The 25389-nt window shown below is 65.2% G+C and carries 28 protein-coding genes; 15 read left to right on the forward strand and 13 right to left on the reverse strand.

From position 1 onward, the window contains the following. On the forward strand, nucleotides 1-711 hold a 711-nt coding region (locus ACQ4W4_RS08270; protein ID WP_436541552.1), incomplete at its 5' end, for an IS3 family transposase. 62 nt (nucleotides 712-773) lie between these two features. On the opposite strand, the gene ACQ4W4_RS08275 is transcribed toward ACQ4W4_RS08270, so the two are convergent. Together ACQ4W4_RS08275 and ACQ4W4_RS08280 are read right to left on the reverse strand one after the other, a co-directional pair. After that, a complete protein-coding gene (locus ACQ4W4_RS08275) occupies nucleotides 774-2138 on the reverse strand; it encodes an amino acid permease (RefSeq protein WP_436541553.1) in 1365 nt (454 codons plus the stop codon). A gap of 152 nt (nucleotides 2139-2290) precedes the next feature. Continuing rightward, entirely contained in the window at nucleotides 2291-2731 is a 441-nt protein-coding gene (locus ACQ4W4_RS08280; protein ID WP_436541554.1) for an acyl-CoA thioesterase, read from the reverse strand. Nucleotides 2732-2867: 136 nt separating this feature from the next. On the opposite strand from ACQ4W4_RS08280, the gene ACQ4W4_RS08285 reads away from it, so the two are divergent. Genes ACQ4W4_RS08285 through ACQ4W4_RS08295 form a run of 3 tightly spaced genes read left to right on the forward strand, consistent with a single transcriptional unit; the run spans nucleotide 2868 to nucleotide 5046 of the window. Next, entirely contained in the window at nucleotides 2868-3596 is a 729-nt protein-coding gene (locus ACQ4W4_RS08285) for a GntR family transcriptional regulator (protein WP_436541555.1), read from the forward strand. After that, nucleotides 3571-4338 (forward strand): SDR family NAD(P)-dependent oxidoreductase, encoded by a 768-nt coding sequence (locus tag ACQ4W4_RS08290; protein ID WP_083293625.1) that lies wholly within the window; start codon nucleotides 3571-3573, stop codon nucleotides 4336-4338. The genes ACQ4W4_RS08285 and ACQ4W4_RS08290 overlap by 26 nt, the downstream gene beginning before the upstream one ends. A 15-nt stretch (nucleotides 4339-4353) precedes the next feature. After that, entirely contained in the window at nucleotides 4354-5046 is a 693-nt protein-coding gene (locus ACQ4W4_RS08295) for an aspartate/glutamate racemase family protein (RefSeq protein ID WP_436541556.1), read from the forward strand. On the opposite strand, the gene ACQ4W4_RS08300 is transcribed toward ACQ4W4_RS08295, so the two are convergent. Next, on the reverse strand, nucleotides 5047-5529 hold the full coding sequence (locus ACQ4W4_RS08300) for a heme-degrading domain-containing protein (RefSeq protein WP_436541557.1): 483 nt from the start codon (nucleotides 5527-5529) through the stop codon (nucleotides 5047-5049). Nucleotides 5530-5612: 83 nt separating this feature from the next. Between ACQ4W4_RS08300 and alkB the strand changes: the two genes are divergently transcribed. Next, on the forward strand, nucleotides 5613-6275 hold the full coding sequence (gene alkB / locus ACQ4W4_RS08305) for a DNA oxidative demethylase AlkB (protein WP_436541558.1): 663 nt from the start codon (nucleotides 5613-5615) through the stop codon (nucleotides 6273-6275). On the opposite strand, the gene ACQ4W4_RS08310 is transcribed toward alkB, so the two are convergent. From ACQ4W4_RS08310 to ACQ4W4_RS08320, 3 genes are read right to left on the reverse strand one after another with little or no spacing between them, the layout of a single operon-like run. Next, nucleotides 6247-6678: a hypothetical protein gene (locus ACQ4W4_RS08310; RefSeq protein WP_436541559.1), complete on the reverse strand. Its 432-nt coding sequence runs from the start codon at nucleotides 6676-6678 to the stop codon at nucleotides 6247-6249. The two genes, alkB and ACQ4W4_RS08310, sit on opposite strands and share 29 nt — an antisense overlap. 37 nt (nucleotides 6679-6715) lie before the next feature. After that, nucleotides 6716-6973, reverse strand: coding sequence for a hypothetical protein (locus ACQ4W4_RS08315; protein WP_436541560.1), 258 nt, complete (start codon nucleotides 6971-6973; stop codon nucleotides 6716-6718). Nucleotides 6974-6994: 21 nt separating this feature from the next. Further along, complete coding sequence (locus ACQ4W4_RS08320; protein WP_436541561.1) at nucleotides 6995-7324, reverse strand: ArsR/SmtB family transcription factor; 330 nt, start codon at nucleotides 7322-7324, stop codon at nucleotides 6995-6997. A gap of 122 nt (nucleotides 7325-7446) precedes the next feature. Here ACQ4W4_RS08320 and folE2 point away from each other — a divergent pair, with 122 nt between their 5' ends. From folE2 to ACQ4W4_RS08350, 6 genes are all read left to right on the forward strand, one after another. Beyond that, nucleotides 7447-8367 carry a GTP cyclohydrolase FolE2 gene (gene folE2, locus ACQ4W4_RS08325; RefSeq protein ID WP_436541562.1) on the forward strand — a complete coding sequence of 307 codons (921 nt, stop codon included), beginning with the start codon at nucleotides 7447-7449 and terminating at the stop codon, nucleotides 8365-8367. A gap of 33 nt (nucleotides 8368-8400) precedes the next feature. After that, the gene (locus ACQ4W4_RS08330) at nucleotides 8401-8568 is read left to right on the forward strand and encodes a hypothetical protein (RefSeq protein WP_175445233.1); all 168 of its coding nucleotides are present in this window, start codon (nucleotides 8401-8403) and stop codon (nucleotides 8566-8568) included. Nucleotides 8569-8654: 86 nt separating this feature from the next. Beyond that, nucleotides 8655-9473 (forward strand): class D beta-lactamase, encoded by an 819-nt coding sequence (blaOXA, locus tag ACQ4W4_RS08335; protein ID WP_436541563.1) that lies wholly within the window; start codon nucleotides 8655-8657, stop codon nucleotides 9471-9473. Further along, nucleotides 9470-9865: a hypothetical protein gene (locus tag ACQ4W4_RS08340; protein ID WP_436541564.1), complete on the forward strand. Its 396-nt coding sequence runs from the start codon at nucleotides 9470-9472 to the stop codon at nucleotides 9863-9865. Before blaOXA ends, ACQ4W4_RS08340 begins: the two co-directional genes overlap by 4 nt. Nucleotides 9866-9939: 74 nt before the next feature. Further along, nucleotides 9940-12390 carry a penicillin-binding protein 1A gene (locus tag ACQ4W4_RS08345; protein ID WP_436541565.1) on the forward strand — a complete coding sequence of 817 codons (2451 nt, stop codon included), beginning with the start codon at nucleotides 9940-9942 and terminating at the stop codon, nucleotides 12388-12390. Nucleotides 12391-12418: 28 nt separating this feature from the next. Then, nucleotides 12419-13960: a cryptochrome/photolyase family protein gene (locus ACQ4W4_RS08350; protein ID WP_436541566.1), complete on the forward strand. Its 1542-nt coding sequence runs from the start codon at nucleotides 12419-12421 to the stop codon at nucleotides 13958-13960. 22 nt (nucleotides 13961-13982) lie between these two features. Here the strand turns inward: ACQ4W4_RS08350 and ACQ4W4_RS08355 are convergent, their stop codons facing one another. From ACQ4W4_RS08355 to ACQ4W4_RS08370, 4 genes are all read right to left on the reverse strand, one after another. Then, nucleotides 13983-14717 (reverse strand): hypothetical protein, encoded by a 735-nt coding sequence (locus tag ACQ4W4_RS08355; protein WP_436541567.1) that lies wholly within the window; start codon nucleotides 14715-14717, stop codon nucleotides 13983-13985. After that, on the reverse strand, nucleotides 14714-15286 hold the full coding sequence (locus ACQ4W4_RS08360; protein WP_436541568.1) for a hypothetical protein: 573 nt from the start codon (nucleotides 15284-15286) through the stop codon (nucleotides 14714-14716). Before ACQ4W4_RS08360 ends, ACQ4W4_RS08355 begins: the two co-directional genes overlap by 4 nt. 66 nt (nucleotides 15287-15352) lie before the next feature. After that, nucleotides 15353-15640 carry a putative quinol monooxygenase gene (locus tag ACQ4W4_RS08365; RefSeq protein ID WP_436541569.1) on the reverse strand — a complete coding sequence of 96 codons (288 nt, stop codon included), beginning with the start codon at nucleotides 15638-15640 and terminating at the stop codon, nucleotides 15353-15355. Nucleotides 15641-15761: 121 nt separating this feature from the next. Further along, nucleotides 15762-16334 (reverse strand): FMN-dependent NADH-azoreductase, encoded by a 573-nt coding sequence (locus tag ACQ4W4_RS08370; protein ID WP_436541570.1) that lies wholly within the window; start codon nucleotides 16332-16334, stop codon nucleotides 15762-15764. A 161-nt stretch (nucleotides 16335-16495) separates the two neighbouring features. Between ACQ4W4_RS08370 and ACQ4W4_RS08375 the strand changes: the two genes are divergently transcribed. After that, nucleotides 16496-16891, forward strand: coding sequence for a winged helix-turn-helix transcriptional regulator (locus ACQ4W4_RS08375; RefSeq protein WP_436542010.1), 396 nt, complete (start codon nucleotides 16496-16498; stop codon nucleotides 16889-16891). Here the strand turns inward: ACQ4W4_RS08375 and ACQ4W4_RS08380 are convergent. Both ACQ4W4_RS08380 and ACQ4W4_RS08385 read right to left on the reverse strand, forming a co-directional pair. Then, nucleotides 16888-17343, reverse strand: a complete 456-nt coding sequence (locus ACQ4W4_RS08380; RefSeq protein WP_436541571.1) for a GNAT family N-acetyltransferase — start codon at nucleotides 17341-17343, stop codon at nucleotides 16888-16890. The two genes, ACQ4W4_RS08375 and ACQ4W4_RS08380, sit on opposite strands and share 4 nt — an antisense overlap. A gap of 135 nt (nucleotides 17344-17478) precedes the next feature. After that, nucleotides 17479-18957, reverse strand: coding sequence for an efflux transporter outer membrane subunit (locus ACQ4W4_RS08385; protein WP_436541572.1), 1479 nt, complete (start codon nucleotides 18955-18957; stop codon nucleotides 17479-17481). Nucleotides 18958-19051: 94 nt separating this feature from the next. On the opposite strand from ACQ4W4_RS08385, the gene ACQ4W4_RS08390 reads away from it, so the two are divergent. The 3 genes from ACQ4W4_RS08390 to ACQ4W4_RS08400 all read left to right on the forward strand — a co-directional run bounded on the left by ACQ4W4_RS08390 (nucleotide 19052) and on the right by ACQ4W4_RS08400 (nucleotide 23936). Next, complete coding sequence (locus tag ACQ4W4_RS08390) at nucleotides 19052-19672, forward strand: TetR/AcrR family transcriptional regulator (RefSeq protein WP_436541573.1); 621 nt, start codon at nucleotides 19052-19054, stop codon at nucleotides 19670-19672. A gap of 83 nt (nucleotides 19673-19755) precedes the next feature. Next, nucleotides 19756-20862 (forward strand): efflux RND transporter periplasmic adaptor subunit, encoded by a 1107-nt coding sequence (locus tag ACQ4W4_RS08395; RefSeq protein WP_436541574.1) that lies wholly within the window; start codon nucleotides 19756-19758, stop codon nucleotides 20860-20862. Beyond that, nucleotides 20859-23936, forward strand: coding sequence for an efflux RND transporter permease subunit (locus tag ACQ4W4_RS08400; RefSeq protein WP_436541575.1), 3078 nt, complete (start codon nucleotides 20859-20861; stop codon nucleotides 23934-23936). Before ACQ4W4_RS08395 ends, ACQ4W4_RS08400 begins: the two co-directional genes overlap by 4 nt. Nucleotides 23937-24151: 215 nt before the next feature. Here ACQ4W4_RS08400 and ACQ4W4_RS08405 read toward each other — a convergent pair whose 3' ends face one another. Next, nucleotides 24152-25189 carry a helix-turn-helix transcriptional regulator gene (locus ACQ4W4_RS08405; protein WP_436541576.1) on the reverse strand — a complete coding sequence of 346 codons (1038 nt, stop codon included), beginning with the start codon at nucleotides 25187-25189 and terminating at the stop codon, nucleotides 24152-24154. Nucleotides 25190-25389: the final 200 nt, after the last annotated feature.

The raw sequence follows: 25389 nt of genomic DNA on the forward strand, positions 1-25389 counted from the left end.
CTGCGCCAGCCACGCATCGGCACGCGCAAGCTGCACAGCATGCTCGGCGCAGCCTTTTCCGGTGCAAAAATCAAATTGGGACGCGATGGACTCTTTGACATCTTGCGCCAGGAGCGGTTGCTGGTGCAACCACAGCGGGCCTATCATAAGACCACGAATAGCCATCACCGCTTCCGACGCCATCCCAACTTGCTCAAGGAGGGGCCGGGACAAGTGCGCGCCACGCGGCCGGAGCAGGTGTGGGTAGCCGATATCACGTATCTCCCGACTGCCGGAAAATTCGTCTATCTGAGTTTGGTAACGGATGCGTATTCGCGCAAGATCGTGGGCTATCACGTGCACGCAAGCCTGCAAACCGAAGAGGTCAGCGAGGCCTTGAAGATGGCCCTGCGAGCACGACAGCGCAAGACGCCGCTGATCCATCATTCAGACAGGGGCATCCAGTACTGCTCGACTTACTATCAGGAAATTCATCGTCGTCATGGACTGACTTGCTCCATGACAGACGGTTATGACTGCTATCAGAATGCGCTGGCTGAACGCATCAACGGCATTCTGAAAGGCGAGTTCCTGTTGAATCGGCCGGCGGACCTGAAACAGGCGAGCAAAATGGTGGCGCAATCGGTGCGGATATACAACCAGGAACGACCACATACAGCCCTGAAGTACAAAACGCCCGATGCGGTGCATCGGGCGTTTGTGCAGCAATAAATACTGTCAACCTATTTTAGGACTGGACACTTGTTGCTTGGCTGGATGCGGTGTAAAACTGCCTATGCCCTGGCCTTGCTTTGCTTGATCCAGTAGCCGATGCCCAGCGCACACAGCCACACGGGAATCAGGTAGACGGAGATGCGCAGGCCCGGCGTCAGGTACATGATCACGAGGATGCCGGCCAGGAAGACCAGGCACAGGTAGTTGGTGAGCGGGTAGCCCAGGCTCTGGAACAGCGTGGTCTTGCCCTCGGCCTTCTTTTGCGCGCGGAAGCGCAAATGGATCCAGCTGATCATGGCCCAGTTGATGATCAGCGCCGAGACCACCAGTCCCATCAATACCTGGAATGCTTTGCCCGGCATAAGGTAATTGACCACCACGCAGGCGCCCGTCGCCAGGGCGGAGACGCCCAGGGCCGCCAGCGGCACGCCGCGGCGGTTCAGCTGCAGCAGCGCGCGCGGGGCGTTGCCCTGCTTGGCCAGGCCGAACAGCATGCGCGTGTTGCAGTACACGCCGCTGTTGTAGACGGAGAGTGCCGCCGTCAGTACTACCACGTTCAGTGCCGTGGCCACCAGGTTGCTGTCGAGCGCATGGAAGATCAGGACAAAAGGGCTGCCGCCGGTGACGACGTTTTGCCATGGGTACAGGGACAGCAGAATGCCCAGCGCGCCGATGTAAAAGATCAGGATGCGGTAGATGGCCTGGTTGGTGGCGCGGGGAATCGTCGTGCTCGGATCGTCCGCTTCGGCCGCCGTGATGCCCACCAGTTCCAGGCCGCCGAACGAAAACATGATGACGGCCATGGCCATCACCAGCCCCTGCCAGCCATTCGGGAAAAAGCCGCCGTGCTGCCACAGGTTGGCCACCGACGCCTGCGGTCCGGCATCGCCGGAAGCGAGCAGATACGCGCCGAAGACGATCATGCCGATGATGGCGACCACCTTGATGATGGAGAACCAGAATTCCATCTCGCCAAATGCCTTCACGTTCAGCAGGCTGATGGCGTTGATGACGCAAAAGAACACCAGCGCCGAGACCCAGGTCGGCACGCCCGGCCACCAGTACTGCACGTAGATGCCGACGGCCGTCAGTTCGACCATGCTGACGAGCACATACAGCACCCAGTAATTCCAGCCCGACAGGAAGCCGGGCAGGTGGCCGCAGTATTTGTCGGCGAAATAGCTGAAGGAGCCGGCGACGGGTTCGTCGACCACCATCTCGCCCAGCTGGCGCATGATCAAAAAGGCGATGACGCCGGCAATGCCATAGCCGAGCAGCACGGAAGGGCCGGCCATCTTGATGGTTTGCGCGATGCCCAGAAACAGGCCGGTGCCGATGGCGCCGCCCAGGGCGATGAGCTGGATGTGGCGGCTTTTCAGGCCGCGTTTGAGCTCTTGTGGTTCGGTATTCCCGACTGCCGTCATATGTTTTATCCTGTTTTTACGGGGCTGAGGTCGCTGATTCTAAAGCATGCACGGGCAAAGCAGGAGCGAAATGCATGTTGCACTGCGGAGGCGCAAGAAAAGCCCCGCATCTTCGCCGAACGGCGCGCAACACGGCGGCCCCGGCGACGCTTTCAGGCGCCGGCCGCGACGATGGCAGATTCGTACACGGCCAGGAACTCGGGCGGCAGGCGGCGCGCGCGGCCGCTGCTCAATTCGATGCAGATCAAGTCCCAGCGTCCGCGCACGACGGTGGCGCCGTCGCTGTCGCGGACCAGCTGGAAGCGCCGTTCCATGCTGGAGCGCCCATCGCTGGCGCACAGCCAGGTGGCCAGGGTCAGCGCTTCACCGGCCCGCGTCGGCAGCAGGTAGTCGTATTCGCCGCGGCGTATCGCCATGGCCCGGTCCAGGCGCCGGTAATCGTCGAGGTCCAGCCCCAGGTTGGCCGAGTGGTGCCAGGCGATGTGCTCGCACCAGCGCACGTAGACGGCGTTGTTGGTGTGCTGCAAACCGTCGATGTCGCCCGGTTCGGGCGTGACGGGCAGGGTGTGGGCGTGCGGATAATCCCAGTTCAAGAGCAATCCTTTCGAGACGGTGGCGGCTGATTGTACGTGCTGACGGCGCTTCCTGTCTGCGGCGCGCGCCTGGAAAAACACTGTTTTTCACCTTGATGTATGATGCATCATAATTTGACACCGTTGAAGAACATCCATGAACCATCCCCTGGACAGCCTGGCGCACGTCAATCTGGGCAAGTCTGTGTACGCGATGCTGCGCGAGGCGCTGGCGGCCGGGCGCTACCAGCCAAACGACCGGCTGCGCATCCGCGAGCTGGCGCTGCAGCTCGGTACCAGCGTCACGCCCGTGCGCGACGCCATGCTGCAGCTGGTGCAGGAAGAAGCGCTGGTGCTGCGCTCGCCGCGCGACTTCCGCGTGCCCGTGCTGAGCGTGGCGCGCTATCTGGAAATCCGCGCGCTGCGTCTGGAACTGGAAGGCCTGGGCGCGGCGGAGGCGGCGCAGCGCATCGACGCCGCCACCCTGGCCGACCTGGAACGCCTGCTGCAGGCGAACGAAGAGGCCATCGCGCGGCACGACCTGGCGGCGGCCCTGCAATGCAACCAGGCGTTTCACCTGGGCCTGGCGCAGGCGGCCGGCATGCCGACATTAAAACGTTTCGTCGACCACCTGTGGATGCAGACGGCGCCCCTGATCGCCGCCGGCTACGCCAGCTTTTCGCCCGACATGCGCGTCGGCCACCACCACGCCATCCTAGCCGCGCTGCGCCAGCGCGACAGTGTGGCCGCGCGGCGCGCCATCGAACAGGACATTCTCGACGGCGGCACGCAGATGCTGGCCTATGTGATGCGCCAGGAGCGCATCCATGCCGGCGCAACCCAACAAGACAAGGACGCACATGACGCAGAACACGCACAAGACTGAACAGAAAATCGAACAGAAAACGGCCATTGTCACGGGCGCCAGCCGCGGCATCGGCCACGCCGTGGCCGAGCGCTTCCGCAGCCTGGGCTGGCGGGTCATCACCGTCTCGCGCAGCCCGATACCAGGCGGCTGCCCGCGCAGCCAGGAGCACAACACGCATGTGTGCATGGATTTGTCGGACCTGAGCCAGATCGGGCAGATGGTCGACACGCTGCGCCCCATGCTAGGCGACGCGAAATTGCACGCGCTGGTCAACAATGCGGGCGTGTCGCCGAAGGGACCGGGCGGCTCGCGCGTCAATTCGCTGACGACCGACATGCAGACGTGGCAGGAAATGTACAACACGAATTTCTTCGCGCCGCTGGCCCTGACGCGCGGCTTTGCGCAGGAATTGTCGAATGCGCACGGCGCCGTCGTGAACCTGTGTTCGATCGCCGGCTACCGCGTGCATCCGTTCGCCGGCTCCGCCTACGCCAGTTCGAAGGCGGCGCTGGCGTCGCTGACGCGCGAGATGGCCAATGACATGGCGCCGCTGAACGTGCGAGTGAACGCCATCGCGCCGGGCGAGATCGACACGGCCATCCTGTCGCCCGGCACCTCGCACATCGTCGACACGCAAATCCCCCTGCGCCGGCTGGGCACGACGGCCGAAGTGGCGGATCTGGTGGAATTTTTATGCAGCGAGCGCGCCTCATACATCACGGGCGCGGAAATTCCCATCGACGGCGGCCAGCGCATTTAATCCAGGAGGAGGATCATGAGCAAACATATCGGTATCGTCGGCTGTTCGGCCGAAGGCGCGGCCCTGTGCTACCGCACGATTTGCGAAGAGGGCGCGCATGCGCTGGGGGCGTATGAACATCCGGAAGTGACGCTGCACACGCCGCCGCTGGCGCGCTATGTGGCGTGCCTAGACGCGGGCGACCTGGCCGGTGTGGCCGAACTGATGCTGGCGTCGGCGCGCAAGCTGGCCGCCGCCGGCGCCGATTTCCTGATCTGCCCCGACAACACCATCCACCAGGCATTCGAGCTGATGGCGCCCCGTTCGCCGCTGCCCTGGCTGCATATCGCCGACGTCGTGGCCGCCGAAGCGGCCGCTCGCGCTTACCAACGCGTCGGCCTGACGGGCACGCGCTGGCTGGTCGACAGCGCCGTGTACCCGGACAGGCTGGCCGCGCGCGGCATCGATTGCGTGCGCCCAGGCGAGGACGAGCGCGGCGAAATCAACCGCATCATCATGGAAGAACTGGTGCCGGGCGTGGTCAAGCCGGACAGCGTGGCGCGCTTCCAGGCCATCATCGCCGGCCTGCGCGAGCAGGGCTGCGACGCCGTCATTCTCGGCTGCACGGAAATCCCGCTGATCATCAGCGACGCCAATTCGCCGCTGCCAACGCTCGATTCCACGCGCTTGCTGGCGCGCGCCGCCTTGCGCCAGGCGCTGGCCGCCTGACTATTTACTTAGCTGCGTGTCCAATTGCGCCTGCAAGGCGGCCACCACCAGCGCGTGGTCGTCCGCCTGCGCCAGGCCGGACACGGTGACCGTGCCGACCAGTCCCACGCCGCGTATCAGCAGCGGGAAGGCGCCGCCATGGCCCGCGTATTCGACGTCATCGAGGTATTTCACGTCTTCGAAGGTGCTGCCGCGGCTTTTATACGAGATGCCCATGTAGTAGGAGCTGCGGCAAAAGCGCTGCACCGTGGCGTTCTTGCGGCGTATCCAGTCCGCCTGGTCGGCCGTGGCGCCCGTCATGGCGTGATGGAACAGGACCTGGCCGTTGCGCGTGATGTTGACGGTGACGGCTTTGCCCCGCTTGCGCACTTCCTCGACGATCCACAGGCCCACGGCCAGCGCCGCATCGTTGTCGAAGCGTTCGAATTGCAGGGATTCTTCCTGTTGCGCGAGGGTGTGCAGCAAATCGGCGTAATGATCCATCGTGGAGGCGGGTGGTGGTGGCTGGAAGCGCTACTGTAGCGCACCATGGGGGCTTTTTGTGTATTGCGGCTAAAATAGGCGACATGAACCTGACCCTGTTTGCCGATGAGGACGACGTCCCGGCCGGACCGGCGCCACTGGTGCCCGGCTCGTCCGCGTCGGTCCTGCTGCGCCGTTTTGCGCTGCCATATTTGCCCGAGCTGTTGCCGGCGCTGGACGCCATCATGCTGGCCGCGCCGCTGCGCCACATGGCCACGCCGGGCGGTTTGCGCATGTCGGTCGCCATGAGCAATTGCGGCCCCCTGGGCTGGGTCACGGATGGGCGCGGCTATCGCTATGCGCGGCTCGATCCCGCCAGCGGCTTGCCCTGGCCACCCATGCCGCCCGTGTTCCTGCGCCTGGCGCAGGAGGCGGCGCTGGCGGCCGGCTATCCGGGCTTCACGCCCGACGCCTGCCTGGTCAACCGCTATGCGCCCGGCGCGCGCATGGCCCTGCACCAGGACCGCGACGAATGCGATTTCAGCGCGCCCATCGTCTCCGTCTCGCTGGGCTTGCCCGCCATCTTCCTGTTCGGCGGCGCCGAGCGGGCCGACAAGGCGGCCCGCATCGCGCTGCTGCACGGCGACGTGGTGGTGTGGGGCGGCGCCGACCGCCTGCGCTTTCACGGCGTGGCGCCGCTGAAGGAGGGCGAACACGCGCTGCTGGGCGCGCAGCGCATCAATTTGACGTTTCGCAAGGCTGCCTGAGCTGGCGCCAGGGCGTGGCCGGCTTCAGAACATACTGCGCATGGACGTGGCGCCACGGGATGGCCAGGTAGACCAGCACGACGAGCGAACATTCAAACGCGGTGGCCGTGGTGGCGGGATCGATGCTGCCATTGAGCCATTGCGGCAGCGGCACGAGCAGCAGCCAGATGGTCTTCCACAGCGCTTCCCACAGCAGCACGGGCAGCATCTGCAGCGGATAGCGCAAGCCCAGCAAACATAGCAGCGAAAACGCGGCCAGCATGCAGTTCACCGTGCCGCGCGCCAGTTCCCACGGCGCGTGCGGCGTGACGATGCCGGGCCACAGCACGCTGCCGAGGCCCACGACAACCAGCAGATACATGGCGCGCAGCGCATACAGACGGGCGGTCGATACGGTATTCATGGTGCGGTCTCCTGGTCGTGGGTGGCTATGAAAGGGTTTACTCGACTTCTTTGAGTATCGTTTCCAGGCTGCCCAGGCGCGCCTGGATCTGCGCCACGGAGGCGCTCAATGCCGCCAGCGACGTTGCCGTTTCCATCTGCGCGGCGGCCATGGACCTGGCCAGCTCCTGGTAGGCGCCGTCCTGCGCCAGCCGGGCGCGCGCCTGCACGATGCCGGACGTATATTTGAGGGCGAAGATGATGACGGCGGCCGTGCAGGGGAAGAAGAAGGCGGCGAAAAATATATTCTCAGACATGATGACCTCTACAGTTCAGGATTAGTCGGGGTTGGGGGTGAGCGAGGACGCCGCCGCCGCGATGCTGGCCGGCGTCAGCAGCAATTCAAATGGGCTGGCTTCGAAGTAATTAAGGGCCTTGCCGTCATGCGACAGTTCCAGCTGGCTGGTGACCAGTCCGGCGTGTTCCAGCTTTTGCAGGTGCAAATGCAGCAGGGGCCGGCTGATGCCCAGGTCGCGCGCCAGCTGGCTGATGTAGTTGCGCCCGCCGCTGGCCAGCGCCGCGATGATGCGCAGCCGGTGCGGATTGTCGAGCGCCGCCAGCATGGCCAGCAAGCGGTCGCCAGTCGGTGGTGTATGTATGTCTGTCATGTGTCAACATTATCTGACATGTGTTAGCGCGTCAAGAAAAATCATAGCCAACATTTAATGCAAGACACTTGCAAATGCGGCGGTTCTTCTCCATGATATGCAACTTGTTTGCATATGGAGCCATGACCATGAAGCGCGATTCCCCCCTTTCCTCGCCCCTGCCCGACGTGGCGGCCGGCCCCCATCTGGGCCACCCCTTGCCGCTCGAGTGGGTGGGCATGCAGGGTATCGCCTTGCCGCTGTGGCTGGAAGAGGGCGGGCAGGCGCAGCAAGTGCATGCCTGGGCCGACGTGCAGGTCGACTTGCCCGATCCGGGCATCAAGGGCATCCACATGTCGCGCCTGTATCTGCTGCTCGACGCGTTTGGGGCCGCGCCGCCGCTCGATGCGGGCGCGCTGGCCGCCGTGCTGCGCCGCATGGTGGGCAGTCACGCCGATTGCGGCAGCACGCAGGCGCGCATTACGCTGGCGTTCCCCGTGCTGCGGCGCCAGCCGGCGCTGCTGACGGAGGGATTGTCTGGCTGGAAATCGTATCCCGTGCGCCTGCAGGCCAGTGTTTCGCCGCAGGGTTTTGCCCTGTCCCTGACGGTGGAGATCGGCTATTCGTCGACCTGTCCGTGTTCGGCGGCGCTGGCGCGGCAATTGCTGGCCGACGCATTTGCGGCGCAGTTCGGCAATGGCGGCATTGACGGCGCGGCCGCGCGCGACTGGCTGCGGGAACACGCGAGCCTGGCCACGCCGCACAGCCAGCGCAGCACGGCGACGGTCGCCGTGTCTTTGACGGAGCAGGCGGAGCTGGACTTGTTTCCCCTGATCGACCGGGTGGAAGCGGCGCTGGCGACGCCCTTGCAGACGGCCGTGAAACGGGCCGACGAACAGGCGTTCGCGCGCCTCAATGGTGCTAATCTGATGTATGTGGAAGACGCGGCCCGCCGTGTGCAGGCGGCGCTGGCGCCGCATTATGCGCAGGCGCGTGTTACCGTACGGCATATGGAAAGCCTGCATCCGCACGACGCCGTGGCGCAGGCGGGTCAGCTTGCCTGAGCTTTTCACTCAACCACCGTGGAGGAAGACCGCATGCCGGAGAACATCACGCAGGAGCCTGGCGAAGACAGCCTGGAAGAGGAACTGGAGCGCGAGCGGCGCGAGCATGCGCTGATCGACGAGGAAAAGCTGGGAATGGACGAGCTGGAAGAGGAGCACTTGAAGCGGGAACGCCAGCCAGGCGCGCCGGCGGGGCGCTAATGCGCATGCACTGCATCAGCGCTGGCATCGCGCCGCGCCGCCCGGTACAATTTCGCTTTGTCATTCTCCCTCAGCCCCGGAGGCCCATGAAATATCGCGCATTGTTCCAGTTTATCTTCGGCCTGACAGGCGCCGTCCTGGCCGCCTCGCAAGCCCATTCCGTCACCATCTGCACCGCCATGGCGGACGCCAAAACGGGCGCCGTCCTGCTGCAGGAGGGCAATTGCATCGACCGCGTGACGCCTGCGTCCACGTTCAAGATCGCCCTCAGCCTGATGGGCTATGACGCCGGCTTCCTCAAGGACGAGCACAAGCCCAGCCTGCCATTCCGCCAGGGCTATGTGGACTGGGGCGGCGACGCGTGGCGCCAGGATACGGACCCGGCGCGCTGGATGCAGTATTCCGTCGTCTGGTATTCGCAGCAGATCACGCAGGCGCTGGGCGTCGAGCGCTTCCAGAAATATGCCAAGGCTTTGCGCTTTGGCAATGCGGACGTGTCGGGCGACCCGGGCAAGGACAACAGCCTGGAGCGCTCGTGGATCAGCTCTTCGCTGAAAATCTCTCCGCTGGAACAGCTGGGCTTTTTGCGCAAGCTGGTCAACGATCAATTACCCGTCAGCAAACAGGCGATGGAGCAGACGCGCCGTCTGACGCGCCTGGCGGACGTGGGCGGCTGGCAAGTGCATGGCAAGACGGGCGCGGCTTTCCCGCGCAAGCCTGACGGCAGCTTCGACGAGGCGCATGGCTACGGCTGGTTCGTGGGCTGGGCCAGCAAGGGCGGGCGCAGCATCGTCTTTGCGCGCCTGGTGCAGGATGAGCAAAAGGGAGAGCAATCGGCTGGCATCCGCACGCGTGCAGCCATGCTGAAGGAATTGCCGGCCCTGCTGGAGCAGGCGCAGAAGTGACGGCCCGCATCGTTGCCGCCACCTTCCTCGCCTCCGATGGCGAGTACCTGGAAGCCGTCATCGAGGTGGGCGGTCAGCGTCTGCACGTGATGGACGAGTTCGGCGGCGGGCAACTGGCCGCCGGCACGCAAGTCCAGCTCGAACTGTGGCCCATGGCCAGCGAGCTGGACGACTGGGACGCGATGTTCACCGCCAATCCCGGCCGGGAAAAGCGCCTGGTGCGCCTCGATGGCTGGCGCTATCTGGCGCTGGGCGTCGTCACCCAGGTCGATCCCGTCGTCTGCGATTGCGGCCTGCTGCAACTGGAAAACCCGTTTACGACGCATGACGGGCGCTGCGTGGGCGCCTATGTGGGCGTTACGCTGGTGCGTATCGATGCTTGCCTGGCGTAAATTCCAGCCCGCTTTGTTGCCCGCCCTATATACTTGCTGAAACGGATTTCCCGGCATCAGACAAGGTTACAAGCATGGCATCAGGCATGGAGCAGTTTCAGGAAAAAGCAAGACAGGCATTCATACAGGCGCGCGCGCAGCTCGTTCGCGTGGCGGCTGCGGCGTGGGCAAGGGGCGTGGCGCTGTACCGGCGCGGCCACGCGCACTTGATGACCTTGCCGCCCGTGCGGCGCGCGCTGGTGCTGGCCTTATGGTCGTTCCTGGCCGTGCTGGCGCTGATGACGGTCTACATGCTGCTGCTGATTCCTTTGACGCCGAGCATTCACGACCTGCGCCAGGCGCGCGCTGCCGCACCGAGCACCATGGTCAGCGCCGACGGCAAGGAACTGGCCCGCTTCGACCAGGGCTTGCAGGAACGGGTCACGTTGAAGCAGATTTCGCCGAACGTGATCAGCGCGCTGATCTCGACGGAAGACCACCGTTTCTACGAACACCATGGCATCGACTTCACGCGCACGGCCGGCGCCATCCTGCATACGGCAGGGGGCAATCCGCAGGGCGGTTCCACCATCACGCAGCAGCTGGCGCGCAATATGTTCCCCGAGGAGATAGGCCGCTCGCGCAACCTGAACCGCAAGCTCAAGGAACTGATCACGGCCCTGAAAATCGAGGCCACCTACAGCAAGACGGAAATCCTGGAAGCCTACCTGAACACCGTGCCCTTCCTGTACAACACCTACGGCATCGAAATGGCGGCCCGCACGTATTTTGACAAGCCAGCGTCGCGCCTCGACATCCTGGAAAGCGCCACCCTGGTCGGCATGCTCAAGGGCACGAATTACTACAATCCCGTCGGCAATCCCGAACGCTCCCTGCAGCGGCGCAACGTGGTGCTGGGCCAGATGCGCAAGCACGACGTCATCGACGAGGCGCGCTACCGGCAACTGCTGAAACGCCCGCTGCGCCTGCATTTCGAGCGGCAGAGCGAGCGGGCGCAGTCGGACAGCCATTTCACGGCCTATGTGCGCAAGTGGCTGATCGACTGGGCCGACGAGAACGATTACAACCTCGAACTCGACGCGCTGGTGGTGCACACGACGCTCGACCACGATTTGCAGCAGGCGGCCGAGCGCGCCGTCGAGCGTCAGGCGAATGCCTTGCAGGCGATCGCCGACGTGGAATGGAGCCGCGCCGGCGTGCCGTCGTCCACCTCGACGGGCATGTACGCGGGCATGCAGGGCGGCAGCGTGGCCTTCGATTACTTCTGGAAGTCGCATCCGGCCCTGCTCGACGCCTTCGTGCGCGAGTCGGGCGACTACCGCAAGCTGACGGCCGCCGGCGGCACGCCCGAGGCGGCGCTGGCGCAGCTGAAGGGCGACCGCGACTTCATGGCCGCCCTGCGCAAGTCGAAGACACGGCTGGAAGCGGGCTTCGCGGCCATGGACCCGGCCACGGGCGCCGTGCGCGCCTGGGTGGGCAGCCGCGACTTTGCGCGCGAACAATTCGACCACGTCTCGCAGGCGGCGCGCCAGCCAGGTTCCACTTTTAAACCCATCGTGTATGGCGCGGCGCTGGAAAAGGGTCTCAGCCCCGACCACGTCTACCGCGACGCCGTGATGGATATCAAGGCGGCCGACGGCACCAAATGGCGCCCGACGGACATGAGCGGCACGACGGGACGCGACATGACCATGCGCGACGGTCTCGTCTATTCGAAAAACACGATCACGGCGCAAGTGATGCAGGACGTCGGCTTGCCGCCGATCATCAAGCTGGCGCGCGCGCTGGGCATCCGCGACAGCAAGCTGGAAAAAGTGCCGTCGCTGGCGCTGGGCACCAGCCCCGTCACCTTGCTGGAAATGGTCAACGCCTACGCCAGCATCGCGGCCCAGGGCGAGGCGCGTTTGCCCTTCGTCGTCACGCACATCACGGACCGCGAAGGCAAGGTCATCGCCCGTTTCGGCGAAGACAAGCCCAAGCGCGCCATGCAGGCCGAATCGGCCGCCACCCTGACGGACATGATGCGCGGCGTCATCGACCGCGGCACGGGCACGGCCATCCGCAGCCGCTTCGGCATCCGCTCCGACGTGGCCGGCAAGAGCGGCACCACGCAAAACAATGCGGACGGCTGGTTTATCCTGATGCACCCGCAACTGGTGGGCGGCGCCTGGGTCGGTTTCAATGACGCGCGCGTGACCATGCGCAGCAATTACTGGGGCCAGGGCGGCCACAACGCCGTGCTCGTGGTGGGCGACTTCTTCAAGACGGCGCTCGATACGGGCAAGCTGTCGCGCGACGCCATCTTCCCCGGCGGCAAGCCACCGCCGCCGCTGCGCCATGTGGAGCCTGTCGAGGAGCCGCAGGACGAGCCGGTGGAAGAGCCGGGCGATCTGCTGCAGGAAGGCGCGCCGCCGGCGCCGCTGGCCGTACCGGTGGAAGAGGGCGGACAGGAATCGCATGGCAAGGCGGTGCCGGAGCCGGCTCCCGCGCCTGTCCCGGCGCCGCAGCCAATGCCGCAAGGCTAGCCGCCACGATGTTATCTGATACGGGACAATGATGTCACCCAAGCCCACCTTGCGCCTGATCCTCGGTGACCAGCTCAATGCGCAGCACCGCTGGTTTACCGACGTCGACGACGCCACCCTCTACGTCTTGATGGAGGTAAGGCAGGAAACCGATTATGTGCTGCACCATGCGCAGAAAATCCTGGCGGTCTTCGCCGCCATGCGCGAGCTGGCGCGCCAGCTGCGCCAGCTGGGCCACGCCGTGCATTACATCGCCATCGACGACGTGGCAAGCACGCGCTCGATACCGGAGAATATCGAAGCGTTGATCCTCCATCATGGCGCTGGCGCGGTCGAGTACCAGGCGCCCGACGAGTGGCGCCTCGACCAGCAGCTCTACCAAGCCGGACGACGCTCGGCCATTCCGTGGCGGATGGTCGACAGCGACCATTTCTATACGGCCCGCCACGAGGCAGCCGATATTTTCGCCGGGCGCAAGCAATGGCTGATGGAGTTTTTCTACCGCCAGATGCGCAGCGCGCATCAGGTGCTGATGGAAGACGCGAAAAAGCCCGTCGGCGGCCAGTGGAACTTCGATCACGATAACCGCAAGCCCTGGCGCGGCACGCCCGCCGAGCCGCAAGACCCGCGTACCGTGCATGACCATTCGCGTCTATGGGAAAGCATCGTCGCCGCCGGCGTGAAAAGCTTCGGCGCGCCGCGTGCCGACCGGCTGGCGTGGGCGCTGAACCGGGATGAGGCGCTGCAGCAGCTCGATGCCTTCATCGAGCGGGCCTTGCCGCATTTCGGCGATTTTCAGGATGCGATGAGCAGCAAGGCCTGGCGCTTGTTCCATTCCCTGCTGTCGTTCGCGCTGAACGTCAAGATGCTGAACCCGCGCGAAGTCGTCGACAGGGCGCAGGCCGCCTACCACGCCGGCCATGCTCCCCTGGCTGCGGTCGAGGGCTTCATCCGCCAGATCCTGGGCTGGCGCGAATATGTGCGCGGCGTCTACTGGGCGCATATGCCAGGGTATGCCGAGAAGAATTTCTTCGGCCATGCGCGTCCGCTGCCAGCATGGTTCTGGGACGGCAAGACGAAGATGCATTGCCTGTCGCAGGCGATTACCCAGTCGCTGGAACAGGCGCACGCGCATCACATCCAGCGCCTGATGGTAATCGGCAATTTCGCGCTGCTGGCCGGCCTCGATCCGGCGAGGGTGCATGGCTGGTACCTGGGCGTGTATATCGATGCCTTCGAATGGGTGGAACTGCCCAACACCGTCGGCATGAGCCAGTTCGCCGACGGCGGCCTGCTGGCCACCAAGCCGTATGTCTCCAGCGCCGCGTATATCGACCGCATGGGCGATTATTGCAAGGGCTGCCATTACGACAAGAAGGCGCGCATCGGCGAGCGCGCCTGTCCCTTCAATGCCCTGTACTGGGATTTCTTCCACCGCAACGCGGACAGCCTGGAACGCAATCCCCGCATCGGCATGGCGTATCGCCAGCTGGAGAAGATGGACGCGGCGACAATCGCGGCATTCCGGCAGCAGGCGGCCACGATGCTGGACAGGCTCGATTCCCTGTAACGCCGGGCAGCCCGGGGTGCGCTTAAAGGGTATTGCGCTGCAAGAGTGCTTCCCGCACGAACACTTGCAGTGCCGGCATGGTTTGCCGGTGCAGCGTTTTCAGTTCCGCTTGCAGCGCGGGCGTGATGGACAGGCTGCCGTTCGCTTGCCGGCGCACGGGCAAGCCCAGCGCTTGCGCCATTTCAACCGGGTAGTTCGTGAAGTCGCCATACGGACGCTTGCCGTCGACGGACGGGGTGGGCCAGTAGCCCTCGGCCAGGTAATCTTCCGCGCCCATGCCCAGCATTTCCTGCGACATCCACGCCTGTTGCCGCAGCAGTATCAAATGCCTGGCGGTCAACGTGAACGGCGCCTGACCGTAGGCATAGCCGCCCGGCTTCAGGTCGGCCATCTGCACGAAGTGGGGCAGCAGTTGCGACGCTTCCATCAGGCGCTGCGCGGCCAGCGCCGCATCCTTGCTGGCGATGGCCTGCATGGCCAGTGCCAGCGTCTCGCCCTTGCCCAGCGGGTAGGCCGGATTGAGCATGGGCGCGCCGCTTTCCACGGGCGACCAGCCGATATTGAAACGCCGTATCAGCGCCAGATGGTGCACATTGAGCACCTTGGGCAATGGAGAGTCCAGGGTGGCCAGGATGCGCTGGCGCACGGCGCGCGGCAGGTCGTTGTCTGCCGCGCGCGCAAGCAAGGGCGAACACAGCAGGGCGCCGGCGAGGCGCAGCAGCTGGCGCCTCAGGGGCTGGCTCAGCCGTTGCATCATGGCGCCGTCAAGTCCTGGCGCTGGAATTCGATGCGGTTTTGCTGATAGTCCCACTTGGTGTAGGGGCCGAACACGCGCCGGTTTTCCTTGCTGTCGGCATTCGACAGCTCGCGCTTCATGCGCCGCACGAGGGCGGGGTCCGTGAGCGGCGCGGTCGTCGCGCTGAACACTTCGTGCCGCACGCTCTGTTTCGCATCGGCGCCGCGCGAAATGATGGTGAGCTTGCGCGTGGCTGGATCGAAATACACGCGCATGGCGAAGGTGTTCATGTCCTGCAGGTACAGGCCATCATCGCGCTGCTGGGCATAGAAGAAATCTCCGCAGACGGCCTTCGGCTCGCGTTTCCACTCGCAGGACAGGACGATCAGCAGGTGATGGTCATCGAGTTGCTTGACCGAGATGCGTCCCTTGGAATAGCCCCAGTTACTGGGCGGTACCGTTGTCGACGAGGCCAGATTGTATTCGCCCACCAGCTTGGTCAGGGGAAGGGGAGCCTGCGCCGAGGCGCTGATGCAGAGAGTCAAGGCGGCGGCCGCTGAGGCGCCGCGTATGCAGGAAAATGGAGTCATGATAGCCATAAAGAAAAGTTGTCATATTATAGATGGCAACTTTCCAAGATGGCCACGCGCTAGTTGCTATTTCAGCTTGCTCAATTCCGCGATGTCGATCCTGACGACCTTGTCGCCGACGGCGGCGACCAAGGTCTTGAAGTGGGGCGTTGCTTCATGCGCCGTGTGGGCTGCCTTGTCCGTCCATTCTTCCAGCATGATGAAGCGCGTGGGAATCTTGTTGTCGACATGCAGTTCGTAGCGCAGACAGGCGCTTTCGGCGCGGCTGGGGGGTACGACGGCTTCCAGCGCGGCGCGCACGGCGTCGATATGTTGGGCTTGGGCATCGATAGTGGCGACGATGATCAGGGGCATGGTGGTCCTTGTAAAGTGGCGGGGCGGATGCAGCTTAGCGCATCTTGCCCTTTCTTGTCCGCCATGCCCAGTCTGGCTGCGCCGAAACAGTTTCCGCCGCAGCCAGAAAATCAAGGTAAACCTACGCCGCTTGCAGCGCCCCGATCTGCTCGAAGGCCGCCGTCAACGCCTGCGCCCTGGCCGCGTCGCTGACCTTGACGCCTTCGGCGCGCACGATCTCGATGTGCGTGACGCCGAGGAAGCCGAAGAAGGCGCGCAGATGGCTTTCCTGGTGTTCCAGGGCGGCCATCGGCGTGTCGGCGCCGTAATAGCCGCCGCGCGTCGAGGCGATGATCACGCGCTTGGCGCCCAACAAGCCTTCCGGCCCCTTGGCGCCGTACTGGAAGGTTTTGCCGGGCACGGCCAGCGCGTCGAGCCACGATTTAAGCTGGCTGGGAATGGCGAAGTTGTACATGGGCGCGCCGATGACGATGACGTCGGCGGCCAGCACCTGCTCCAGCGCGGCAGTCAGGGCTTGCGCGTCGGCGGCGCCGGGGGCGGCCGTGAATTGCGGCAAGGGCTGGGCGGCCAGGTCGCGGTACTGGACTGTGGCGCCAGGCGCGGCCGCTTGCAGGCGGGCGGCGATGGCGGCGGACAGCTGGCGGCTGACGGAGTGCTCGCCGAGGATGCTCGAATCGATGTGCAGGATGTTCATGTGGGCCTTCGTGGGTGTATGATCGGATGGTATGTTTTTGTAACCGAGTTAAATATAGTGACTATCAAATGAACGCACAAGAAGGCACTTTTTCCACACTGGGGCACACGGATGTGACCATGGATGACGTGGCCGCCCGCGCGGTCGAGCTGGAGCGGCGCATGCGCGACCACGGCGGCCACGCGGGCGTGGCGGACTCGTGCCGCCCGATCACCGATATCCTGACCCGCGTGGGCGACAAATGGAGCGTGCTGGTGGTGATGTTGCTGGGCAATGGCACCAAGCGTTTCAACGAAATGCGCCGCCTGATCGGCGGCATTTCGCAGCGCATGCTGACCTTGACCTTGCGCGGCCTCGAGCGCGACGGGCTGGTGACACGCACCGTGTTTCCCACCGTGCCGCCGCGCGTCGATTATGCCTTGACGGACCTGGGCCGCTCGCTGTTGATCCCCATCAGCGCGCTGGGCGTATGGGCGCATGGCCACCGCGACGCCATCGATGCGGCGCGGCAGGCGTTCGATGCGAAGGCAGCGAACCAGCTACCGGCAGACGATTAAGCCAGTTCGATGACGGCCAGCATGTCATTGCCATCGGCATCCATGCCTTTTTCGACGAAACCCATGCTGGCATAGAATTGTTTGGCGTTGGCATTACCGGGCTTGTAGCAGATTTCGATGCTGCGCGCATCCGGACGGGCGCGGATTTCCGCCAGCGCCAGGGCGAGGGCGGCGCGGCCATGACCTTGCCCCTGGCGGCGGTGATCGATCATGAAGCGCCAGATCTGATAGTGGCCGGGCGGATCGTCGGCGTCGGGCGAGACGAACATCAGGAAACCGATGACTTCCTCATCGCCATACACGGCGCGCGTATGCAGGGTGGCAGGGTAAAAGCTGGCTTGGGCAATCGAATAGTCGTTGCTGGCCAGATAGTCGCGTTGCTGGGGCAACAGGGGCAGTTCGCTGATGAGGTCGAAATTGTCGGCGGTGACGGGGCGCAGGCTGATGGGCATGGTGGAAGGCAATGTAAGGCGAGGCCTGGCAGTATGGGAGGGAATTACTCAATTGGCAATACTGTTCCACCACCTGCATCAAACGGCGGTGGAACAATGAAGGCATGGCGGCTGTGGCTCGGACCGCCATCACATTTACCTGGCGGCCACTGCCTCTGTCCCGGCTTCCGGCGCGTGCCAGCCGCCGCCCAGCGCCCGGTAAGTGGCGACGGCAGCGCGCGCCGATGCCGTTTGTGCCTGCGTATGGGCATCCCTTGCGCGCAGCAGCCGGGCGCCGGCCTGTAGCACATCAATGCGGCTGGTGACGCCTTTCTCGTAGGCTGCCAGCGAGGCGGCGTGCGCGCGCTCAAGCGCTTGCACGCTTTGCGCCAGTAAAGTGGCCTGTTCCCCGTGGCGAAGCAGGGCCGAGCAGGCGTCTTCCACGTCTTCGGCAGCATGCAGCGCAGCGAGCCGGTAGGCCGCCAGCAGCTCGGCTTCCTGGCCATGGGAAGCCTCGATTTGCGCGTCGATGCGGCCGAAATCGAACAGGCGCCAGCGCATGCCCAGCACGCCGGCGGCCTGGCCGGAGCCGCTGCCGAACAGGGCGCCGCCGGCCGTGGCGCTGCCAAACAGCGCGCCCAGGCTCAGTTTCGGGTAGTACTCGGCGACGGCCGCGCCGGTGCGCGCGCTGGCGGCGGCCAGACGCCGTTCGGCGACGATCAGGTCGGGCCGGCGCCGCAGCAGTTCTCCCGGCGAGCCGCCGGCCGTGATGCGCGGCGCGCGCGCCATCACGCCGGCGGCGGCCATTTCATCGCCGTAGGTGCCCGGCGCCGCGCCCAGCATCACGTCGAGCGCATGCAGCGCTACCTCGCGCGCCGTATCCAGACCGGGGACGCTGGCGCGCGCTTGCGCCAGCGATGCTTCGGCCTGCCGCAGCGCCGGCTCGTTCGCCAATCCCTTGTCATATAACAGCGTGGTCAGTTCCAGCAGCGCCGCGTCGGTGTCGACCTGACGGCGTGCCAGGTCGAGCCGCGCCTGCAGGCCCTGGATCGACAGGTACAGGTCGGCCGTTTGCGCCGCCACGGCCAGCCGCGTTGCAGCCCATCCCGCCTCGCTGGCTGCGTAATCGGCGCGCGCCGCTTCGCGTTCGCGGCGCAGACCACCGAACAGATCGAGCTCCCACGACGCTTGCACGTTCAATTCGCGCGCGCTGCCGGCGCGATCATAGCCTGGCGTGGCGTTCAAGACCTGGCCAAGCGGCGTTTGCACCGACTGATAGGCGCGCGCCGCCTGGCCGCCAAGGCTGGCTGACGGCAGCAGCGCGGCGTCGGCCGCACCGATGGCCGCGCGCGCCTGCCTGACTTTGGCCTGCGCCTGCGCCAGGTCGAGGTTTTGCGCCAGCGCCACGGTTACCAGATGGGTCAGGCGCGGATCGCCGAAAGCCGTCCACCACTGCTGCAATTCGGCAGAGCCGGCAGCATTGGCATCCTCGCGTGCGCCGAGTGCCGCCTGGTGCAGATACTGCGCCGTTTGCGGCAGCTCGGGCCGGCGGTAATCGGTGCCGACGGTGCAGCCTGTGGCGGCCAGGCCGGCGGCGATCAGCATGAGGGGTAGGCGCAGGCGTGGCAGTGGCATGGTGGTCTTCCAGTTTTTAAAAAGAATAATGTGTGACTATAATACAAAACGGTCACTTATTGTGCATTCCGCCGCGGCGCGTTAAGCTGTCGCCATGAATTCCACCACACCCGATACCCCAAGCCCTGCGCGTGGCCCCGCCGGCCACGATGTGCGCGACCAGATCGTTGCCGCCGCCACCGACTACTTCAGCCGCTATGGCTATGAAAAGACGACTGTCTCCGACCTGGCCAGGGCGATCGGCTTTTCCAAAGCCTATATCTACAAGTTCTTCGAGTCCAAGCAGGCCATCGGCGAGCATATCTGCGCCAGCTGCCTGCATCAGATCGAAACCGAGGTGAGAAAGGCGGTCGACGAGGCCGGCCAGCCGCCAGAGCAGCTGCGGCGCATGTTCAGGGCCAGTGTACAGGCCAGCTTGCGGCTGTTTTTCCAGGACCGCAAGCTGTACGACATCGCCGCTTCGGCGGCCACCGAGCGCTGGCCGGCCGTGCAAGCCTACGAGCTGGCGATGGGGGGCTTGCTGCAGGCTATCTTGCAGCAGGGGCGCAAGACGGGCGACTTCGAACGCAAGACGCCGCTCGACGAGACTGCCAGCGCGATCTTCCTGGTGATGCGCCCCTACGTCAATCCCTTGCTGCTGCAACACAGCGTCGACAGCAGCGAGACGGCGGTGGTGCAACTGTCCAGTCTGGTGTTGCGCAGCCTGTCGCCATAACCTGCTACCCGGATTGTGACCATTGACTTAAATGGTCACTGGTATCAGAATGAGAACCCTGATCACTCGTTCATGGGATTCTTATGCGCTGGCGCCGCCTCGCTTCATCTGTTGTCATCTCCACCTTGCCTCTGGCCTTGAGTGCCTGCGCCGACAAGGCGCAGGCCGATCCGCGCACCGCCACGCCGCTGGTGCGCGCCGTCGTCGTGCAGGGCGCCGGGCCCGACGCGCGCAGCTTTACGGGGGTGGTCGCGCCGCGCGTGCAAAGCGATCTCGGTTTTCGCGTGGCCGGCAAGGTGCGCGAACGGCTTGTTGACGCCGGCCAGTCTGTGCGCCGTGGCCAGCCATTGATGCGTCTCGATGCCGACGACCTGCAACTGCTGGCACAGGCGCGGCAGGAATCGGTCATCGCCGACCGCGCCCGCGCGCGCCAGGCGGCGGACGAAGAGGCGCGCTACCGCGACTTGCGCGGCACCGGCGCCATCTCGGCATCCAACTACGATCAGGTGAGGGCGGCGGCTGACGCCGCCGGCGCCCAGCTCAAGGCATCCGAAGCCCAGGCCGGGGTGGCGCGCAATGCGCTGCATTACGCGGTACTGCTGGCCGACGCTGACGGTGTCGTGATGGACACCCTGACCGAACCGGGTCAGGTGGTCGCGGCCGGGCAGGTGGTGGTGCGCCTGGCCCACGATGGCCGGCGTGAGGCGGCGATCCAGCTGCCGGAAACGCTGCGTCCCGCCTTGGGTTCCACCGGCCAGGCCACCTTGTTCGGTAAGCCGGGCACCAGCGTGCCGGCCACATTGCGCCAGCTGTCGCAGACGGCGGACCGGCAAACGCGTACTTTCGAGGCGCGCTATGTGCTCGATGCAGCACTGTCAAGCGCACCGCTGGGCGCCACCGTCACCTTGCGCCTGACCGGCGCGCAAGCCGGCAGCGACACCGTACAGGTGCCGCTGCCGGCCCTGTACGATGCTGGCAAGGGGCAGGGCGTGTGGGTGATCGCCGGTGCTCCGGCCCAAGTGACCTGGCGGCCCGTCAAGGTGCTGGGGCTGCACGATGACGGCGCCGACGTCAGTGGCCTGAGGGCCGGCGAGCGCATCGTCGCGCTGGGCGCCCACCTGCTGCACCAGGGCGAGCGGGTCCGGGTCGAACAACAGACGCTGGCCGCCGGTGCGGGAGCGCGTCCATGAGCGCGGCGGGCTTCAACCTGTCTGCGCTGGCCGTGCGCGAGCGTTCCGTCACCCTGTTCCTGATCTGCCTCATTTCGCTGGCCGGCCTGCTGTCGTTCTTCAAGCTGGGGCGCGCGGAAGACCCGGCCTTCACGGTCAAGGTGATGACCATCGTGACCGCCTGGCCAGGCGCCAGCGCACGCGAGATGCAGGACCAGGTGGCCGACAAGATCGAGAAGCGCCTGCAGGAGCTGCGCTGGTATGATCGCGCCGAAACCTATACCACGCCCGGCCTGGCATTCACGACGCTGACCCTGCTCGACGGCACGCCGCCCGAGCAGGTGCAGGCCGAGTTTTACCAGGCGCGCAAGAAGGCCGGCGACGAGGCTGCCAATTTGCCGGCCGGCGTAATCGGCCCCATGATCAATGACGAATATGCCGACGTCACCTTTGCCCTGTATGCGCTCAAGGCCAAAGGCGAGCCGCAGCGCCGGCTGGTGCGCGAGGCGGAAACCTTGCGCCAGCGGCTGCTGCACGTGCCCGGTGTAAAAAAGGTCAATATCATCGGCGAGCAGGCCGAACGCGTCTACGTGGAGTTTTCGCAGGATCGCCTGGCCACCCTGGGTGTACGGGCGCAGGACGTGTTCGCCGCGCTGAACGGCCAGAATGCCTTGACCCCGGCCGGCTCGGTGGCAACGCGCGGGCCGCAGGTGTTCATTCGCCTCGACGGCGCGCTTGACGCGCTGCAAAAGATCCGCGATACGCCCGTGATGGCGCAGGGGCGCACGCTGATCCTGGCCGATATCGCCACCGTGCGCCGTGGCCAGGAAGATCCGGCCAGCTTCATGGTGCGCAATGGCGGTGAACCGGCGCTGCTGCTGGGCGTGGTCATGCGCGACGGCTGGAACGGGCTGGACCTGGGCAAGGCGCTGGACGGGGAAGTGACGGCCATCGGCGCCGCCATGCCGCTGGGCATGAGCCTGGCCAAGGTCACCGACCAGGCCGTCAATATCAGCGCGGCGGTCGACGAATTCATGCTCAAGTTCCTCGCCGCGCTGCTGGTGGTGATGCTGGTGTGCTTTATCAGCATGGGCTGGCGGGTCGGCATCGTGGTGGCCGCCGCCGTGCCGCTGACCCTGGCGGTGGTGTTCATGGTGATGGCGGCGACGGGCAAGAATTTCGACCGCATCACCCTCGGTTCCCTGATCCTGGGCCTGGGCCTGCTGGTGGACGACGCCATCATCGCTATCGAAATGATGGTGGTGAAAATGGAAGAGGGGTACAGCCGCATCGCCGCCTCCGCCTATGCCTGGAGCCACACGGCCGCGCCCATGCTGGCAGGCACCCTGGTCACGGCCGTCGGCTTCATGCCCAACGGCTTCGCCCGCTCCAGCGCCGGCGAATATACCAGCAATATGTTCTGGATCGTCGGCATCGCGCTGATCGCCTCATGGGTGGTGGCGGTGGTGTTTACGCCCTACCTGGGCGTGAAGCTGCTGCCCGAGCTCAAGCACGTCGCCGGCGGCCATGATGCGCTGTACGATACGCCGCGCTACCACCGCTTCCGGCAGCTGCTGGGGCGCGTGATCGCCCGCAAATGGCTGGTATTCTGCACCGTGATTGGCCTGTTCGTGCTGGCCGTGCTGGGCATGGCCATCGTCAAGAAGCAGTTTTTCCCGATCTCGGACCGTCCCGAAGTGCTGATCGAAGTGCAGCTGCCGTACGGCAGCGCGATCGGACAGACCAGCGGCGCGGCGGCCAAGGTGGAAGCGTGGCTGGCGCGCCAGCCTGAGGCGAAGATCGTCACGGCCTATGTCGGCCAGGGGGCGCCGCGTTTTTACCTGGCGATGGGGCCGGAATTGCCCGATCCTTCGTTTGCCAAGATCGTCGTGCGCACCGACAGCCAGCAGGCGCGCGACGCGCTGAAGCAGCGCTTGCGGGTGGCCGTAGCCGCCGGACTGGCGCCCGAGGCAAGGGTACGCGTGACGCAACTGGTGTTCGGCCCGTATTCGCCGTTTCCCGTCGCCTACCGGATCAGCGGCCCCGATCCGGAGGTATTGCGCGGCATCGCCGGCGAGGTGCAGCGCGTGATGCAGGCCAGTCCGTTGATGCGTACCGTCAATACCGACTGGGGCACGCGCACGCCCACCCTGCATTTCAGCCTGCAGCAGGAGCGCTTGCAGGCGCTGGGACTGACGTCTGGCGCCGTGGCGCAGCAACTGCAGTTCCTGCTCAGCGGCGTGCCCGTCACCGCCGTGCGCGAAGATATCCGCACGGTGCAGGTGGTGGCGCGTGCGGCCGGCGACGTGCGGCTGGACCCGGCGCGCATCGCCGACCTGACCCTGGCCGGCGCGAATGGTGAACGCATTGCCCTGTCGCAGGTGGGGGCCGTCGAGGTGCGCTCGGAAGAACCCGTGATGCGCCGGCGCGACCGCCAGCCGACGATTACCGTGCGCGGCGACATCGCCGACGGCATGCAGCCGCCCGACGTCTCGGGCGCTATTTCGGCCCAGCTGCGTCCCGTCATCGAGAAGCTGCCGGCCGGCTACCGCATCGAGCAGGCCGGGTCCATCGAGGAATCGGCCAAGGCAATGCAAGCCATGCTGCCGCTGTTTCCCATCATGCTGGCACTGACTTTGCTGATGATTATCCTGCAGGTGCGTTCGATCTCGGCGATGGTCATGGTGCTCCTCACCAGTCCCCTGGGCCTGATCGGCGTGGTGCCCACCTTGCTGCTGTTCCAGCAGCCGTTCGGCATCAATGCGCTGGTCGGCTTGATCGCGCTGTCGGGCATCCTGATGCGCAACACCCTGATCCTGATCGGTCAGATCCACCAGAACGAGGTGGCTGGCCTGACGCCGTCCGATGCCGTGGTCGAGGCGACCGTGCAGCGCGCGCGTCCCGTGATCCTCACGGCGCTGGCGGCCATCCTGGCCTTCATCCCGCTGACTCATTCGGTCTTCTGGGGCACCTTGGCCTATACCCTGATCGGCGGCACGTTTGCCGGCACGGTGCTGACCCTGGTGTTCCTGCCTGCCATGTATGCGATCTGGTTCCGGATACGGCCGCAGGTAAAGGTGGTGGCGCAGCCCTAAGGGTGTAGAGCTTGAAACAGCGGGCCGGAGACGCGGGCCGGAGAAAATGCCGATGGCGGCGTTGCAGCTTCCTTGCCGTACGTGCGTACTGTCTGCGTCGCTGCGCCTTGCCCTCGACATTTTTCAGGCCCGCTTGGCCCGGGGAGCCCGGGTTTTGGACGTGGGCCGTTTCGTGGTTTGCAGGTTTTCTTGTTGCTTGCCACTTGTCTCTTTCTTTAAGCCCCAGCCGCATCCTGCCGGTAGCGCGCCGGCGGCAACTCGAACTGGTTCTTGAAGAAGCGGGTGAATGCGCTTTGTGAGGAAAAGCCCAGGCGGTCGCCGATTTCCGCCACGCTCAGGCTCGTTTCGCGCAGCAGCCGGCGCGATTCGCGGCTTTTCGCGCGCAGCTCCAGCGCGCGGAACGAGGTCTGCTCCTGCTGCAGCTGGCGCTGCAAGGTCCAGCGGTTCATCGCCAGGCCGTCGCACAGGGCCGGCAGCAGCGCGGCGCCGTCGGCGTTTCCGGCGCCTTGCCTGCCCAGCAAATCGATGATGGCCTGCTCCACGCGGGCCGAAAACAGCTGCGCGCCCCGCAACTGCTGCAATTGCCCCTGCGCGTGGCGCAGCGCATGCGGCGCCAGCATGGCGTTGAACTGGGCGAAGGGCCGGTCCAGCGCCGGAGCGTCGAACGTCAAGGTGTTGCGCGCCTGGCCGAAGGCGGCCGTGGCGCCGAAGCACTCGGCAATGGCCGGCGCGAACCACGGCGCCTTGCCCTGGAAGCCGGCATGGAAGGCCGTGGGCGCGCCATCGTCGTAGGCGCGCGCCACCAGCGACAGCATGCGGAAATTGGCCAGTGCCTGCATGGCCCCGCCCGCCGGACAGAACTCGGACAGGTACTCGATCTCGATGCGCGTGCCGTTTTCACTCATCAGCATGAAGTCGAATTCGCCGATCAATCCCCGCAGGTGCAGCAGTTCATGCAGCGCGCTGCGCAGGGTGGGGCGGTTGAAGCAGACGTGGGCGATGCCCGAGTAATGCGAGAACCAGTGCGTCACGTCGAGGTCGAGCAGGCCGCGATGCTGCGGCAGCTGCTGGGCGTAGGCCGTCATGCGGCGGTGCCGCTCGGCGTTGATGCGCCCGCCCGGCTCGTCCAGCTGCGCCGGCGTGATGCCCGTGCGGCGGAAGAATTCGGCGGGGTCGTGGCCATCGGCCTGCATGGCGCGCGCGCATTGCTGCGCGATCCGGTTCGAAACCGTGCGCGTATCGGGTTTGTGCAAGGCTGTCTCCTGCTGATCCTGCTTGTTGTAGTAATTTTTCACAAATATTAGCACTTTGTAGGAGATTGTTGGTTGTTGTGCCATCTAACCAAAAATTGTTCTCGCGGGTATAAAACGCGTGCTGCGCGGTCAAGAAACTCACGCATTCTCACGCTATATTGTTTTCGGCCGGCCTTGCCGCCGCGCCTTGATACCTACAA

Source organism: Janthinobacterium glycogeni, from assembly GCF_051380725.1.
Lineage (GTDB): Bacteria > Pseudomonadota > Gammaproteobacteria > Burkholderiales > Burkholderiaceae_D > Janthinobacterium.